At 60.5% G+C, this 15632-nt stretch carries 12 protein-coding genes; 4 read left to right on the forward strand and 8 right to left on the reverse strand.

The features are described from left to right. Position 1: 1 nt before the first annotated feature. Positions 2 to 571 carry an oligoribonuclease gene (gene orn / locus K7B09_RS10860; protein WP_223629540.1) on the reverse strand — a complete coding sequence of 190 codons (570 nt, stop codon included), beginning with the start codon at positions 569 to 571 and terminating at the stop codon, positions 2 to 4. Positions 572 to 627: 56 nt separating this feature from the next. Between orn and K7B09_RS10865 the strand changes: the two genes are divergently transcribed. Next, positions 628 to 1134 (forward strand): DUF2721 domain-containing protein, encoded by a 507-nt coding sequence (locus tag K7B09_RS10865; protein WP_223629485.1) that lies wholly within the window; start codon positions 628 to 630, stop codon positions 1132 to 1134. A gap of 6 nt (positions 1135 to 1140) precedes the next feature. Here K7B09_RS10865 and K7B09_RS10870 read toward each other — a convergent pair whose 3' ends face one another. From K7B09_RS10870 to K7B09_RS10890, 5 genes are all read right to left on the reverse strand, one after another. Next, the gene (locus K7B09_RS10870; RefSeq protein ID WP_223629486.1) at positions 1141 to 1617 is read right to left on the reverse strand and encodes a hypothetical protein; all 477 of its coding nucleotides are present in this window, start codon (positions 1615 to 1617) and stop codon (positions 1141 to 1143) included. A gap of 2 nt (positions 1618 to 1619) precedes the next feature. Continuing rightward, positions 1620 to 2699 carry a class III poly(R)-hydroxyalkanoic acid synthase subunit PhaC gene (phaC, locus tag K7B09_RS10875; RefSeq protein WP_223629487.1) on the reverse strand — a complete coding sequence of 360 codons (1080 nt, stop codon included), beginning with the start codon at positions 2697 to 2699 and terminating at the stop codon, positions 1620 to 1622. A 1-nt stretch (position 2700) separates the two neighbouring features. Continuing rightward, entirely contained in the window at positions 2701 to 3798 is a 1098-nt protein-coding gene (gene phaE / locus K7B09_RS10880; protein WP_223629488.1) for a class III poly(R)-hydroxyalkanoic acid synthase subunit PhaE, read from the reverse strand. Positions 3799 to 3861: 63 nt separating this feature from the next. Then, entirely contained in the window at positions 3862 to 4479 is a 618-nt protein-coding gene (locus tag K7B09_RS10885; protein WP_223629489.1) for a CDP-alcohol phosphatidyltransferase family protein, read from the reverse strand. Positions 4480 to 4525: 46 nt separating this feature from the next. Further along, positions 4526 to 6322 (reverse strand): D-(-)-3-hydroxybutyrate oligomer hydrolase, encoded by a 1797-nt coding sequence (locus K7B09_RS10890; protein ID WP_223629490.1) that lies wholly within the window; start codon positions 6320 to 6322, stop codon positions 4526 to 4528. A 106-nt stretch (positions 6323 to 6428) separates the two neighbouring features. On the opposite strand from K7B09_RS10890, the gene K7B09_RS10895 reads away from it, so the two are divergent. After that, complete coding sequence (locus K7B09_RS10895; RefSeq protein WP_223629491.1) at positions 6429 to 7238, forward strand: 3-hydroxybutyrate dehydrogenase; 810 nt, start codon at positions 6429 to 6431, stop codon at positions 7236 to 7238. 3 nt (positions 7239 to 7241) lie between these two features. Further along, positions 7242 to 7925 (forward strand): response regulator transcription factor, encoded by a 684-nt coding sequence (locus K7B09_RS10900; RefSeq protein ID WP_223629492.1) that lies wholly within the window; start codon positions 7242 to 7244, stop codon positions 7923 to 7925. Positions 7926 to 8335: 410 nt separating this feature from the next. On the opposite strand, the gene K7B09_RS10905 is transcribed toward K7B09_RS10900, so the two are convergent. Together K7B09_RS10905 and K7B09_RS10910 are read right to left on the reverse strand one after the other, a co-directional pair. Then, on the reverse strand, positions 8336 to 11683 hold the full coding sequence (locus tag K7B09_RS10905; RefSeq protein WP_425507860.1) for a hybrid sensor histidine kinase/response regulator: 3348 nt from the start codon (positions 11681 to 11683) through the stop codon (positions 8336 to 8338). Between the two features lie 97 nt (positions 11684 to 11780). Further along, on the reverse strand, positions 11781 to 14057 hold the full coding sequence (locus tag K7B09_RS10910; protein WP_223629493.1) for a TonB-dependent receptor: 2277 nt from the start codon (positions 14055 to 14057) through the stop codon (positions 11781 to 11783). Positions 14058 to 14219: 162 nt separating this feature from the next. On the opposite strand from K7B09_RS10910, the gene K7B09_RS10915 reads away from it, so the two are divergent. Beyond that, positions 14220 to 15623 (forward strand): GntP family permease, encoded by a 1404-nt coding sequence (locus K7B09_RS10915; protein WP_223629494.1) that lies wholly within the window; start codon positions 14220 to 14222, stop codon positions 15621 to 15623. The last annotated feature ends 9 nt before the right edge of the window (positions 15624 to 15632 follow it).

A 15632-nucleotide genomic window follows, 5' to 3' on the forward strand; every position in this document is an offset into this window, starting at 1 on the left:
GTTACTCCGCTGCCAAACCAGCCAGCGCCCCCATGTATTGCCGATAATGCCGCAATTCGTCGATGGAGTCGCGCACATCGCTCAAAGCGGTATGTGCCGACACCTTGCTGAACCCTGCCAACAACTTGGGCGACCAGCGCCGGGCCAGTTCCTTGACGGTGCTGACATCCAGATTGCGATAATGAAAATAAGCTTCCAGCTGCGGCATCAGGCGCGCCATGAAGCGGCGATCCTGGCAAATTGAATTGCCGCACATTGGCGAGGTCCTTGCTGGTAGCCACTGCTGTAGGAAGGCAATCGTGCGTGTCTCGGCCTCGGCCAGTGGTACACCCTCTTGCACTACTCGCCGCCACAGTCCTGAGCCGGTGTGATGGGTGCGGTTCCACTCGTCCATGGCTTCCAGGGTGGCCAAAGGATGCGCGATGGCCAGTTCCGGGCCTTCCGCCAGGATGTTGAGTTGGCCATCGGTCACCACGGTGGCAATTTCCAGGATGCCATCGGTTTGCGGGTCCAGCCCGGTCATTTCCAGGTCGATCCAAATCAGGCGGTCTTGCGGCAAATCGGTAGCCATCGGCATGCACATGAGTGAGATGTTGGCATCATACTGAATCAAAGTCAGGACGCCGCATGATCCAGGTCGCCACCACACTCACCCCGATACTCGCCCCGACGCTCAGTACGGCTTTGGGGCCGCACGCCATTTTGTCCGCAATGCTGGCACCGGCCTTTTTTCTGACGGCCACTGCAGCGCTGCTGGCTTCAGCCAATACAAGACTGGCGCGCGTGGTGGATCGTCTGCGTGTATTGATCGTGGCATGGGCACAAGATGTTCCGGATGCCAAAGAGCGCGAGGATCAAATCCAACGCCACCGCCAACGGGCGCATCTGGTGCTGCGTGCGTGCCGCCTGCTGTATGGGGCGCTGGCCAGTTTTGTTGGTACCAGTCTGGCCTTGGCGGCAGATGCGCTGCTGGATTCGCGCTTGGGTGCACTGCCCACGGCCATGGCTGTTCTTGGCGTACTGTTTCTATTAGCTGCAAGTTTTGCGATGTGGCGCGAAGTCAGTATGGCCGTGAAGAGTTTTGATCTGGAACTGGATCACAGCCTGGCGCAGCGCGGAAAACCAAGGCCCTAGGCCTGACTAGGCAAAGGGGCCATCAATTGCCTCTGCCCAAAACGGCCACCAGCCGCGCCCGGTCTGCGCGTAGCGGTCGGCGGCACGTTCAAAGCGATTGCGCGCCGATACCCCGCCGCACAGCACATACAGCGGCAAAAACAATGCGCCCAAAGCCATGTATTGCAGGACGTGGGCGTGTTCGTGATCGCCCAGCACAATCGGGGCTTCACGGCACAACCCCGCATCGTGTGCATAGGTATTACATGTGCGATCCAGCGTTGTGCCGGTATCCAAAATCACATTGCCGAGGGTTATCGCCCCACCGGGGCCCCACGGAAATTCTTGGAACACCAGACAATGCCGCTGCGGCTGCCAACGCGCTGTGGCACCCGCTGCAAGTGCCGCACTACCCATGACCAAACCCAACACACTCACCGGCGCAGCCCAGACCACGCCAATGGTAATCGCCACGTTACGCAGCCAACCCGGCCAGTTGCGCATCGTCAGCGTGCGCGCTTGGCCAGCCAGTCGTGGATGGTTTGCGGTACTTCCTTCTGTGCACGGCTGGAGACGTAGATGCCGATGTGCCCCCCCTTGAATGACAGCTCGGTGTAGTCATCGCTGCCGATCAGCGCTTTCATTGCGCGAGAAGCATCCGGCGGCACCAAATGATCCTGTTCGGCATAGATGTTGAGCACCGGCATTTCCACCAGGCCCAGATGCACTTCGCGGTTGCCCACTTTTGCACCGCCTTTGACGAAGCGGTTTTCCTGGAAGAACTGCTTGCTGAATTCGCGAAAGGCTTCACCGGCTTGGTCGGGTGAATCGAAGATCCACTTTTCCATGCGCAGGAAATCTTCCATCGCCTGCTTGTCGTCCAGGATGTCCACCATGCCCACGTATTTCTGTGCGAACAGCCGCCACGGTTTGAGCATCAAATAGGTGACGTTCATCATGTCGGCCGGCACATTGCCCAGCGTGTCCACCAGCAGATCCACATCGATCTCGCGGTTCCAGTTCGACAGCATGTTGTCGGGGGTGTGGAAGTCCACCGGCGTCACCATCGTGATCAGGTTCTTGACCTTGTCCGGGTGCAGCGATGCGTAGCACAGCGAGAACGCGCCGCCTTGGCAAATGCCCAGCAGGTTGACCGCGTCCAGCGCATAAGCACCGCGCAAATAATCCATCGCACCGCCGATAAAGCGCTCGATGTAATCCTCCAAGGTGAGGAAGCGATCGGAGCGATCCGGGTAGCCCCAGTCGATGATGTACACATCTTCACCACGCGCCAACAGGCCTTTGATCAAGGATCGGTCGGACTGCAAATCGACCATATACGGGCGATTGACCAAGGCATAGGCGATCAGGATCGGCACCCGCGCAGTGGGGGGCTGTTCGCCTTTGAAGCGGTACAGCACCACTTTGCCATCGCGCCAGACTTCCTCGCGCGGGGTGACCCCGAAGCTGACGTCATCCATCGCACGCAGCGTGCTGATACCGGCCACCAGCTTGGCTTGCAGCTTGCCGGCGTCGTCCGCCAATGATTGCGCGGTGATATTGAGTGGGCCAAAGAACTGCGTCATGTCAGCGCTTCCTTGCAACGGGCTTGGTGGGCTTCACAGGTGTTTTGCGCTTGCTTGCTTTGCTTGCTGCAGCGGCTTTGACTGGCGCACGCGCAGCGACGGATTTGTTTGCGGCAGGTTCGGGAGCAGCTTTATTTGCCACTGGCTTCTTCTTGACCGCAGCGCTCTTGGTTGCTGCCGGTTTCGCCGGTGCAGGTGTTGCATTGGCTTGCGCTGGTGTTGAAGTAGGCGGCGCAGCATCGCGCTGCATCCGCCGCAGTTGGCGTTCCAGTTCGGCAATTTTGCGATGGGCGCTGTCCAGCTCGGTGCGGCCCGGCAAGCCCAGCGCGGTGGCCGCTTGCTCAGCCTGTGCCTGCACCGCGCCACGCAGTTGCATTTGCGCATTGGTCAATTCCGCGAAGACGCGCCGATAGTCCTGCGACAGCGCAGCCTTGGCCCATGCGTCTTCGGCGGCATCTACCCATAGATCAAACAGGGCACGCACGCTGCCAATTTGGCGACCGGGCTCTTCACGTTCGGCAAGCTTGCTTTCAAAGCAGGCATAGGCATCCTGCGAAATCCGGGTCAGCAGTTTGTTGTATGCCTCCAATGCCATTTGCCAGCGCAGATGTGCTTTGCCCAAGGCTTGCGCGTGTTCCTGATGTTCACGGGTGAAACCGAATGCGGGCAAGCCCAGCAAACTGGCCGCTTCACCACGCAGGCCCTGCAACCACGGCTGCGCCATCGCACTCCATTGCGCGATGCCTTCCAAGCCTGGCCCGCGCATGCCGTGCAGCAAATCCTGGAACGGGTTGTCACCCAGCATTTGCCGCCAAGCCTGCACGATATCGCGTGCACTGTGCTCACGCCCGGCAAACTGCGCCGCCAGTTGCTGCAGCTGCGCCAGCCAGTCCCCACTTTGCTGGCGGACATGCCCCAGCACCGAATCGAAACCGCCCTGCCCGCCGCCGGCGGCCTGCGTCCATGCGTTGAGTGCTTCGCGAAACGCTTGCGTGCCTGGCACTTGCTCGGTCTGCGGCACGGCGTCTTGCAACGCATCGCTCCACAAGCCCCAGTATTGGCGCGCCAGTGCCACAAAATCATTGGGTGCGTTTGTCATGTGTCCTCCACGGTTGCGTGAATGCTAGCAACGCCAAGGTTGCACCGCTATCACACGGGGATGTCAAAGTTTCGGAATATGCAGGGTTTTGCTGATCATCAGTGACCCAGACAAGGCATACAGCAATACCAGCGGATGCAATTGCCACGGTCCCAGCTGCACCACACCAAGCAGGATGGCGTGACCCAATGCGCCGGCCCAAGCCGACCACGCCAGTACCGCCACCAGGAGCACGCTGGTGGGAATGGGCGTGCCTTCGAAATATTTCACCTTGCCCTCGGCGCCCGACAATTGCTCGGCGGTGACGTTGTAGCGTGCCAGCCGGCTGACCCCGCAGCCTACGAAATAGCTGAGGATCAACCAATCCCAGCCACCCTGCAGACCGCAGGCGTAGCCCAGTGCGGCAGGTGCCACGCCGAAGCTGATGACATCGGCCAATGAATCCAATTCGCGCCCCAAAGTGCTGGCCACTTTGCGCCAGCGTGCGATGCGCCCGTCCAATGCATCAAACACGAATGCCAACGGAATCAGCGCCATGCCCAGCAGCAAGTCGCGCACAACGCCGTCTTGCAGGTAGCGCATGGCCGCAAAGATCGCACCCGTGCCGCAGAAGGCATTGCCAAGGGTGAACCAATCGGCGAGATGGAACTCGCGCAGCATCGAAAAATGGCGTGGCTTCATCGCACCAGCTTGCCAAATTCGATGCCGTGCAGGCAAATACTTTCAATCAGTGCGGCATCGCCAAATTACCTTCGGCCAGCGGCTTGCCCATGCGCGGCACGGTGTGGATCACCGCATCGATCGGCAACGCGGCCTTGCCATCTAGGTAAGCATCCACCCGATCCAGGGCGCTGTACACATACGGCAGCAATGGCAGATAGGCGGCGGCCATCGGCGGCAGGGCGAGGAAGGCATCGAAGTGCTGCGCATTGTCCACTTGCCAATAGCGCACGTCATTGCGGCCTGCGGCCTTGGCCATCGCCACATAAGGTGCGCTTGAAAACGCTTGCGGCACCAGACCATCACTGCGGCCATGAATCACCACTACTGGCAGGCCTGCGCGGGGCAGTGTCGCACGGGTGTCGGCAATGCCTTTGCGCACACGCTGCGCATCGGCACTGTCGCCGGTCCACAGATTGCGCAGGCATTGCATGCCGGTCAGGCCCATGTCGGTCATGGGCTGTGGATCGACAATGCCCACGCCCGCGCCTGGTGGAATGCCGGCGGCATCGGCCCACCACGCCGCACGCTCGGCCGCCGTGGCCGCACGCGGGCTGGTGTCGACGTTTTGCGCGGAATAGCGATAGCCGCAAGGATGCGCATCGAAAGCATAACGCCCATAGGCCGAGGCGTAGCCCACGGCCACGGCGCGCCACAAATCGAAGGCAACCGAAATACTGCCCGCGCGCAGCGACGCATCGGTCCAGCCGGCGGCATGCAATTTCGCCAGTGCATCTTTCTGCTGCGCATCCAACGTATCGCCAGCCAACACACCTCGCATTTTCAATGCCGCGCATTTGGCGTCCAGTCCAGGCATTGCCGGAATGCCCAATTGCGGCAACACGCAAGGCATCAATAGCGCAGCTTCAGTGCTGTAGTCATACAGACTGCGTGCGTCTGGCCCTTGTGCGTAAATATTGGGCTCGCCGGCAACCACCGCATCCAGCCACGGTTCGCTATCCTCGGCGGCACGCAGTACCGCGCCACCGCCGTTGGAGATGCCCACCGCAATCACGCGGGTGTTCTCGAAGGTAAATGGCGCTTGCTGCGGCAATTGCGCATTCAAGGTGGCCAGCGCAAATTGCGCAGCTTGCTTCACATGCCGGCCCCAATCGGCTTCCGGGTTGTCTTGCGAATGCGCATGTTTGTACGCCACACCGGAGCCACTAGCGGACGCAGGCTTGAATGCCAATGCGGTATTGCCATTGGCTGCCGCCACGCGGCCATCCAACGCGACTCCCTGCCCGGCATCCAGATCAAAATAATCGGTGCCATTGCCCTTGTCGGTATAGGCCACCGCGCAGCCACGCGGCAGGCCCCACGCGCCGGCCACCGCGATCGCCCCGTAAATGCCGCGCGAGCCGGACGATGCCGCCACCACCACACAGCGTTTGCGTGGGTCGAACCCATCCGGCAATTGCAGCAGCACCCGATGCGGCTGCCTGGCACCGGCCAGCGTGGCCAAGGCACTGAATTCGCGCCCCGGGACCGTGGCCACGCTGCCATACAGCGTGGCGTAGCCACCGCCGGGAGCCAGATCGGCAATGCCGCGCCAGTTGCTCCACAGCGCACGCCGGCGCAGTTCGGCGGCGGTGGGGTGTTCGGCATCGCCAAAGGCGGGCGGAATGATCGACTGCAAACCCGCCAAGCCCAAGCCTCCGGTCAGCAAATCATCGGCATCACGGTGTGTGGAGATGAGTGGCTGGCTGAACATGGAGGCACCCTTGTGGGAAGCAGGCAGACTGGCGCAGCCTGCCAACAGGGCAAGCGCACTGGCGAAGGCGCAATTACGGAAGATATTCATGCCCTGACTCTAGCTGTAGCGGCAATGACGCGCATCGTACTTTGGTACCAACCCGGCGCAGCGTCTTCCTGTTAGCGTATGGAAATGGGTTTGCATGGGAATTTCGATGAACGATACATTCTTGAACGGGCGCACTGCACTGGTGACCGGCAGCACCTCGGGAATTGGCTTGGCGATTGCCAAAGCCCTGGCTGCCGCCGGTGCACAGGTGGCGATCAATGGCTTGGGCAGCGCCGAACAAATTGAACACGCCATTGTCGGCGTGAATGCTGCCGGCAGCGGGGGTGCCCGTCACTTCGGTGCAGACTTGCGCGATGCCAATGCCATCGAAGCCATGATGGCCGAGCTGGCCAACTGGAGCCGTGGCGGCGTTGATCTTCTGGTCAACAATGCCGGCATTCAGCATGCAGTGCCCTTGCACGAAATGCCGGTGGCGAAGTGGAACGACATCATCGCGATCAACCTGTCTTCGGCCTTCCACACCATGCGTCTTGCGATGCCGGCGATGGCGCAGCGCGGGTTTGGCCGGGTTATCAATATTGCGTCGGTGCATGGTCTGGTGGCCTCGAAAGACAAGGCGCCGTATGTCGCCAGCAAATTCGGCATCGTCGGGATGAGCAAGGTCGCAGCGCTGGAGTATGCCGCACAGGGCAGCCGCGATTCGGGTGGCCTCACCGTCAACTGCATTTGCCCGGGCTGGGTGGAAACGCCATTGATCGAACCGCAGATTGAGGCCCGCATGCACGGTGGCAGCCGCGACGATGGCGTGCGTGCACTGCTGGCGGAAAAACAGCCCAGCCTGCGCATGAGCTTGCCCGAGGAAATCGCCAGCTTGGCGGTGTTCCTGTGCCGCCGCGAAGCGCACAACATCACCGGCACGGCAATGCCGGTGGATGGGGGCTGGACGGCGCAATAAGCCATGCCTTGCCTGCTGATTGCCGACGACCACCCGCTGTTTCGCGCCGCGCTCAAACAAGCGGCACGCGATGCACTGGGCGAAGTGGAGCTGTTCGAAGCCGGTCATTTGGATGCGGCACTTGCACTGCTGGACGCACAGCCACAGGTGGATCTGGTGCTGCTGGATCTGCATATGCCGGGCAATCACGGGCTGGCTGGCCTGGCCGCCATTCGTGCGCAATATCCCGGCGTGGCGGTGGTGGTGGTGTCAGCCAACGACGATCCGCGCGTGGTGCGGCGCGCATTGGATCATGGCGCCGCCGGCTATCTGCCCAAGAGTGCGGGGCTGGAAGACTTGCGCGATGCCATTCGCAGCGTACTGGCCTGCGATACGTGGCTGCCCCCCGCCCTACGCGCCAGCGTGGCACGCGCAGCCTCTTCGCAGCACGATGCCGACCTTGCAGCGCGCTTGGCCAGTCTGTCGCCACAACAATTCCGTGTACTGGCATTGGTGGCGCAGGGCTTGCTCAACAAGCAAATCGCGGATCGTCTGGATGTGCAGGAACGCACCGTGAAAGCGCACCTGACCGCCATCTTCGAACGCCTAGGCGTGCGTAACCGTACCCAAGCCAGCGTGGTGTTGCGTGAGCTGGAATTGAGTGACCCGGCGCGGTTGATCGAAGGCGACGTTGCGCTTTCGCGCTGATGCACTGCGTACGAAAGTGCTGGTGATTTTTTGGCCACACATCTTGACAGGCTCGCTGCACAAAGCGCTCCGGCAGTTATCCACATGATTGTTGAAGCGTCATCCACAAGCGCTGTGGAAAACCACGATATGCCGCCGTGATGCAGGAAAAATATTTTTGAAATGTTGTGGCCATATTTTCACCACACCACTTGACAACCCTGCCACACAAGTCGCGCAGCGTGTTATCCACACGTTTATAGGGCAGTGATCCACAGCTGATGTGGACAAGCGAAACGATGCAATTCCACAAGCAAAACCATCTTGAACAAAATTTCACCAATAGTCTGCAGGCCGCGCCACGCAATGCGCTTGGATGTTTATCCACACCCTTGTGCGGATGCTCATCCACAGTCTGTGTGGACAACCGCTCAGGGTGAATTGCGTGCAGCCAACATGCGATCAAGGATTGACTTCAGCGCCAATGGTCTGAGCGGTTTCATCAGCAAAGGCAAGCCTGCTTCTTGCGCGGCGGTACGCACTGCGCCGGTACGATCTGCGCTGAGAATCAGGCATGGAATGGACGCGTGCAATTCACGTAATCGGTGATGCAACGACACCCCATCATCACCGTCATCCAGGTGGTAGTCGAAAATCCACAACGCGCATGGCTGCTGTGCCAGCGCACGCATTGCCGCTGCGCCGTTGCTTGCAGCAATCACTTCGCACCCCCAGCTTTGCAATACGCCGGCCAATGCATCCAATGCCGTAGCTTCATTGTCCACAATCAGCACGCGCAAGCCGGAAACCCCGCGCATGGGTGTGGTTCCAGGTTGTGCCGCTGCCGCTCGCGGCACGCTAAGGGCAAAACAACTGCCGCGCTGGACAATACTGACAAGCGACAACTCCGCACCCAGTAATCCCGCGATGCGTTTTGCAATCGCCAACCCCAAGCCAAGCCCCAGCCCGGGTGCTTGATCGCCACGCCGAAACTCCTCGAAAATCATTTCGCGCTGATCGGGCGCAATGCCGGGGCCACTATCGTGAACTTCAATCCGCAGCCCAAGCCCGCGCCGCCTAACCCCTAGCAACACGCGACCACTGCTGGTGTAACGCAGCGCATTGGCAAGGAAGTTTTGCAATACGCGGTGCAACAGTTGCGGGTCGCTGTGCACCCACGCACGCGTGGCGACATAGTGCAGTTGCAGGCCGCGTTCTGCAGCCAATACCCGAAATTGGGCCACCAATGGATCCAACACTTCGCTCAATGGAAATATCCGCAACTCCGGAACCAAACCACCGGCTTCCAGACGCGACATATCCAGCAATGTGCCAAGCAAGTCGGTGGTGGTGTCTAATGCACTACCGATATGCGCAGCCAGTTCGCGTTGCTCACCCACGCTGCGTTGTTGCAACGTGTCTGCAAACAAATGGGCCGCGTGCAACGGCTGCAACAGATCATGCCCAATCGCGGCCAAGAAGCGACTTTTGGCATCGTTGGCGTGCTCGGCTTCGCGTTTTGCGGTTTCCAGCAACGCGGTTCGCTCGATGACGCGCTGCTCCAGCGTTTCATTGCTGCGCTTGAGTTCGCTTTCCGTCTGTCGGAATGCGGTGACATCGGTGAAGGTGGCCACAAACCCGCCGCCGGGCATCGGGTTGCCGCGAATTTCAATGATGCTGCCATCGGGGAACACGCGCTCGGACAGGTGCGAAGTGCCGGCGCGCATATGCTCAAGGCGGCGCTGCAAGGCATCGTTGGCGCGCTCGAGGCCCGCCACTTCCCGCAACGCCCAGTTGGATGCCTCGGCGATTGGCATGCCTACCCGCAACATGCCGGATGGAAAGCCGAACAGTTCTGCGTAGCGGCGGTTCCACGCCACCAAATGCAACTGTGCATCCACGACGCTGATGCCTTGGCTCATGTTTTCCAGCGCGGCCTCCAGCACGCGCTGGTTGAAGCGCAAATCTTCGCTGGCTTCACTGACGATATTGGCCACGGTGTCGAGGTCTGCACCGGAGGCATCGCGGCGTGCCGCATCCAGCAACAAGCGCGCCGAGGCACTGCCCAGCACCGCTGCCAACTCATGCTCCAGACGTGATTCCTGCACTGCCGGTACCGGGCCGCTGGCCGGTGCACCTTGCAAGAGTTCCTCAACCCGTGCAGCAGGCAGAAAGCGACGCCCGGCATTGCGCAGGGTACGCACATCACTGCCGCGTGCATTTTGTTGACGGGTCGCGCCGTGCAGGTTGGCGGCTACCAAGGTGATGCCCGTGCCGACAAACAAACTGACGCCCACCGCGCGTGCCAGCCGGCTCCACCCGGTCAAGCCGAACATCGCCTCGGGTGCCAGCCATGCCTGCCCGAACGGCCCGGCATGCAGCCAATCCGGATGGGCACCCGCACTGGCCGTCAACAGCGGCACCAACATCACCCAGCACCACGCGGCAAACCCGGCCAGCACACCAAGACTGGCCGCTGGCCCCGGCGTCTGCGGCCGCCACAGTGCAAACGCCAGCGCTGGCATCAAGGTAGCCAAGGCCGAAAACGACACCGCGCCCACATCGGCCAATACCGCATTGCCGCTGACCAACCGGCTATACGCCCAACCCGATAACATGATGGCAACAATGCCGAATCGTCGCAGCAGCAACAGGTCGCCACTGTGGTCACTGGCCTTGCCGCGTGCCCACGCACCACGCAGCAGGCCGGGTGCAAACCAATGGTTGCCGATCATCAGGCTCAGCGTGAGCGTGCTGACAATCACCATGCCGGTCGCCGCACTCAAGCCCCCCAGAAACACCAGCAAGGCCATGCCGGCGTGCCCCTGCACCATCGGTAGCGCCAAAGCGTACATATCGGTGGGAACGTGCTCCCCCAGCAGGGCCGCGCCGGCACGCGCCAGCGGCAAAGTGGGCAGCGCGATCAACAGCAGATACAGCGGAAACTGCCAACGCGCGGTGCGCACGTCCCGTTCGTCGCGGCATTCCACTACACCCACATGGAATTGGTGCGGCATCAGGAACATCGCCAGTGCCCCCAAAATCACCAAAGGCATGAAGCCACCTGCGGACGATGATGGCGGCAAACGTGGCGCACTGGGCAATGTGTGCAGGCCCAGCCACACAAACCCGCCCAGCGCCAGCATGACCAATAGTTTGAACAACGATTCGAATGCCAGTGCCAGCACCAACCCGCGGTTGTGCTCGGCCGCACTCACCCGGCGGGTGCCAAACATCATGGCGAACAAAGCCATTGCCAGCGCCACGTACAACGCACCATCCCGCCACAGCGGCGGTGCGCCATCATCGGCCGCACCGGTGCCCGCCGTCAGCGTGGTGAAGCTCATGGTGATCGCCTGCAGTTGCAGCGCGATGTAAGGGATCAACCCCAGCACTGTCACCAAGGTGACGATCGCGGCAAGCCATGCGTCTTTGCCTAAGCGCGTGGCAATGAGATCGGCCAGCGACGTCGCATTGGTTTGCCGCGCCAGCCGTACCAGCCGTATCAAAAAGACAACCGCCAGCGCGTAGCACAGGATGGCGCCAATGAAAGTGGGCGGCAGTGGCCAGCCATAACGGGCCGCTTGGGTGACGGTGCCGTAGAACGTCCACGAGGTGCAATGCACCGCCAACGACAAGCCGTACACATGCCGCCAGTGCTTCGCAAACGCATCTGGATGGCGCTCGGCGTACAGACCGGTGCCAAACAGCAGACCCAGCCACAGCAATGCAGCAGCAACGACAGCGGCGATACTCAGCATCGCCGCGCCTTCAGCCATGGGGGTGGGGTTCGATCATCGGGCCACATTGCTGGCGAGCATAACGCGACGGCGAGCCGAAGCCCGCCGCCGCGCCGTCACCGCCCCAGGGGTTGGGTCAGAAGTTGTAGCGCGCAGTCAGGCTGAACTGGCGAGGCGCACCGTAGAAACCCGTCATCACACCAAGTGCCGACACCAGGTTGTACCCGGTTGTGCGGTATTCCTTGTTGGTCAGGTTGGTGCCGGCCAGTGACAGAGACCATGCATCATTGATCCGCCAAGTCACGTTTGCATTGACCAGACCATAGCCATCCTGGGTAATCGGGCTGGCAAGCGCCCCGGTCACTGGGTCCTTCACGATTTCGGTGGTGGCCACTACCTTGGACTGATAGCTATAGCCAGCACGCGCGGACAGATGCCCACCATTGGCTAGATCGGTACGCCATTCAAGGTTGATCGCACCCGAGAAATCCGGGGCGTTGGTCATTGCTTGTTGCTTGGCAATATTCACCCCTTTGAACATGTACTCATCAAACTTGGCATCCATCCAGGCCAGATTTCCGGTAATCGCCCAGTGCTGGGTCGGCAGCCATTGGTATTCGACTTCCAGGCCATTGATGGTCGCGGCACCGGCATTGGTGAAATCGCCGAAGAACGCATCATCCTTGCCGTCGTTATTGCTGTCGTAAGCAGTGAAGATCGACAGCTGGATATCCTTGTATTTGTTGTGGAACGCGGCCAAGTTCAAGAACAGACGTTGGTCCAGCAGCCCCATCTTGCTGCCAATCTCGTAACTGTCGACCTGCTCGTCCTTGAACGGTTCAGCCGACCGTGGCACCGCAGTAGCTTGGGCGCGGATGTTGTACCCCCCCGACTTGAAGCCACGCGAGGCATTACCGTAGACCATGATGTCGGGGGTGATCTGGTAGTCCAGCGAGACCTTTGGCGACATGTTCTTGAAGTTGATGGTCTTGTTGAAATTCGCCGAGACTGCTGTTTGCTTGCTGAAAGTTCCGTCGCTATAGCTACGATTAAGAACGACAGCGTGCTTGTCTTCGTCGGTGTAGCGCGCACCAACATCGATTGAGAATTTGTCAGTGACATCAAAGGTCCAGTCGGCATACACGGCGATGCTGTCCGTCATCACCTTGCCTTGGGTGTCACCAAATAGCAGGCCATAGAAATTGTTCAGCACCTGGCCACCGGCCTCGCCGCTGAAAGAATACAGGCCAACCACCCCGCGCGAGCGACCACCGCCGTCGTAGTTGACTTGAAGTTCTTGACTCACCTGCTGGTCGTTGTAGAAGGCTTTGACGTCCGCGATCGGGAATGGCAGCGTATCGAAATCGATGTTGGTCTCGGTATCAGACTCGCGTTTTGCCAACACGTATTTGAGTGTCCAGTTGTCGTCTGCCCGATAGTTCACGGTCATCGATGCACCATCCACCTTGGTGTAATTCGTGTTGGGCATCCCGTTACGTACGTCGTAACGGCTGTCCAGCGGCAACCAAGTAGACAGCCCCGGGAACAGGAAATTGGCCGTTGCATTGGTGTTTGGTGCTAGCAGCTTGGCACCGCGCACGCCTGAATCGTCCTTCATCCAGTCCATTGCAAACTGGATGTCGAAACTGTCGGTGACATATGCACCCAGTTGAGCACGCACGACCTTGATGTCTTTGTCGCTCACCTGATCGCCAGTGCGAATGTTTTCACCAAAGCCGTCACGGCTCAGGCTCGCAGCAGTAATGCGAGCGCGCAAAGTATCGCTACCCAAGCCGCCGCCCAACCCCAGCTTGAAATCGCGCTGACCATAGTTGCCAAGGGTGACCGCACCGAAGCCGTTGAACTCTGGCGACAGTGCGCGTGTTACGTACTTGATTGCGCCACCGATGGTGTTCTTGCCGTACAGGGTGCCCTGCGGGCCGCGCAGCACTTCCACGCGCTCAACATCCAGTACATCCAGTAAGGCACCCTGCGGGCGGGCCAGATAGACATCGTCCAAGTACAGGCCCACACCAGGATCAACGCCCCACAGAGGATCAGACTGGCCAACGCCCCGGATGTAGGCAGTGATGGTGGTATTTGATCCACGCGCGGCGTAGATGGTCATATTCGGCACCTGCGCACCCAGATCCCCCAGATCCTGGATATTGAGCTTGTCTAACGAATCGGCAGTGAACGCGGTGACCGCGACTGGCACGTCCTGCAGGGTTTCTTCGCGTTTGCGGGCAGTGACCTTCACGCTTTCAAGGGTTGTCGCCTTTTGTGCCGCGGGAGTGGCCGCCTGCTCGCCGTCCTTGCCCTTGGCAGCATCCTGCGCCAAAGCAGGAGCTCCAATCAGGAACGACATCGCCAGTGCACCGTGAACAGCCAGACTCAATTGCTTACGCTTCATCGCCAATTCCTCCCGGGATATGCAGAACCAGCGGACGGATGCCGCCATTGCTGTGCACGGTAATCACTTGCCGGGCGGGTGGGCATTGGACGTTAGGACAATGTTGCATCGCCCGATTGGCAACGACACTCGCAGCCCAACGTCCGTTGCCCGGAGTGGCGCATGTCGTTTTTGATCGTATTGGCCGCACTGTGCTTCCTGATGGTGGTGGCCTACCGCGGCTACAGCGTGATCCTGTTCGCGCCGGTAGCGGCGCTGGGCGCGGTACTGCTGACCGATCCGCAACTGGTGGCACCTATGTTCACCGGCTTGTTCATGGACAAGATGGTCGGCTTTCTGAAACTGTATTTTCCAGTGTTTTTGCTGGGCGCGGTGTTCGGAAAAGTGATCGAGTTGTCGGGGTTTTCCAAGGCCATCGTGCGGGCCACCATCCGCGTGGTGGGCGCGCAGCGGGCGATGCTCTCCATCGTGCTGGTGTGCGCGCTGCTGACCTACGGCGGGGTGTCGCTGTTCGTGGTGGTGTTTGCGGTGTATCCGTTCGCTGCCGAATTATTTCGCCAATCCAATATCCCCAAGCGGCTGATCCCCGGCACGATTGCGCTGGGCGCGTTCACCTTCACCATGGATGCGCTGCCGGGCACGCCGCAGATCCAGAACATCATCCCCACCACGTTTTTCGGCACCAACACCTGGGCCGCGCCCACGCTGGGCAGTTTGGGCGGGGTGTTTATCCTGATCGTGGGCATGAGCTATCTGGAATGGCGCCGCCGCGCCGCACTGCAAGCCGGCGAGGGCTATGGCGATGCCGCCAGCCTGCGCAACGAGCCGGCGGCCTTTGCCGGTGGCAAACTCGCGCATCCACTCATCGCCATCTTGCCGCTGCTGCTGGTCGGTGTGGTCAATAAGCTGCTGACCTTGTGGATCCCCCAACATTACGGCGATAGCACCAGCTTCGTGCCGGCGGTGATTGGCAACCCTGCACCGGTGGTGCAGGAAATTTCGAAAGTCGCGGCGATCTGGGCGGTAGAAGGCGCGCTGCTGGCCGGTATCGCCTGTGTGCTGCTGTTTGCATGGAAGCCGGTCAAAGCAAGTTTTGCCGAAGGCAGCAAATCCGCCATCTCCGGTGCACTGCTGGCCGGCATGAATACCGCATCCGAATACGGCTTTGGTGCCGTCATCGCCGCCCTGCCCGGCTTTTTGGTGGTGGCGCACGCGCTGGGTTCGATCCCCAATCCGTTGGTGAACGAAGCGGTGACCGTCACCGCCCTGGCCGGCATCACCGGCAGCGCATCGGGTGGCATGAGCATTGCGCTGGCGGCGATGGCGGACACCTTCATCGCCAATGCGCATGCCGCAGGCATCCCGATGGAGGTACTGCATCGGGTGGCCGCAATGGCCTCCGGCGGCATGGATACCCTGCCGCACAACGGTGCAGTCATCACCCTGCTCGCGGTCACCGGGCTGAACCATCGCCAATCCTACAAAGATATTTTTGCCGTTACCTGCATCAAGACGCTGGCGGTGTTTGTGGTCATTGCGGCCTATTACATGTTCGGGCTGGTGTGACGGGCTTGT

It is taken from the genome of Thermomonas beijingensis (assembly GCF_020034655.1).
In the GTDB taxonomy this organism is placed as follows: Bacteria; Pseudomonadota; Gammaproteobacteria; order Xanthomonadales; family Xanthomonadaceae; genus Thermomonas; species Thermomonas beijingensis.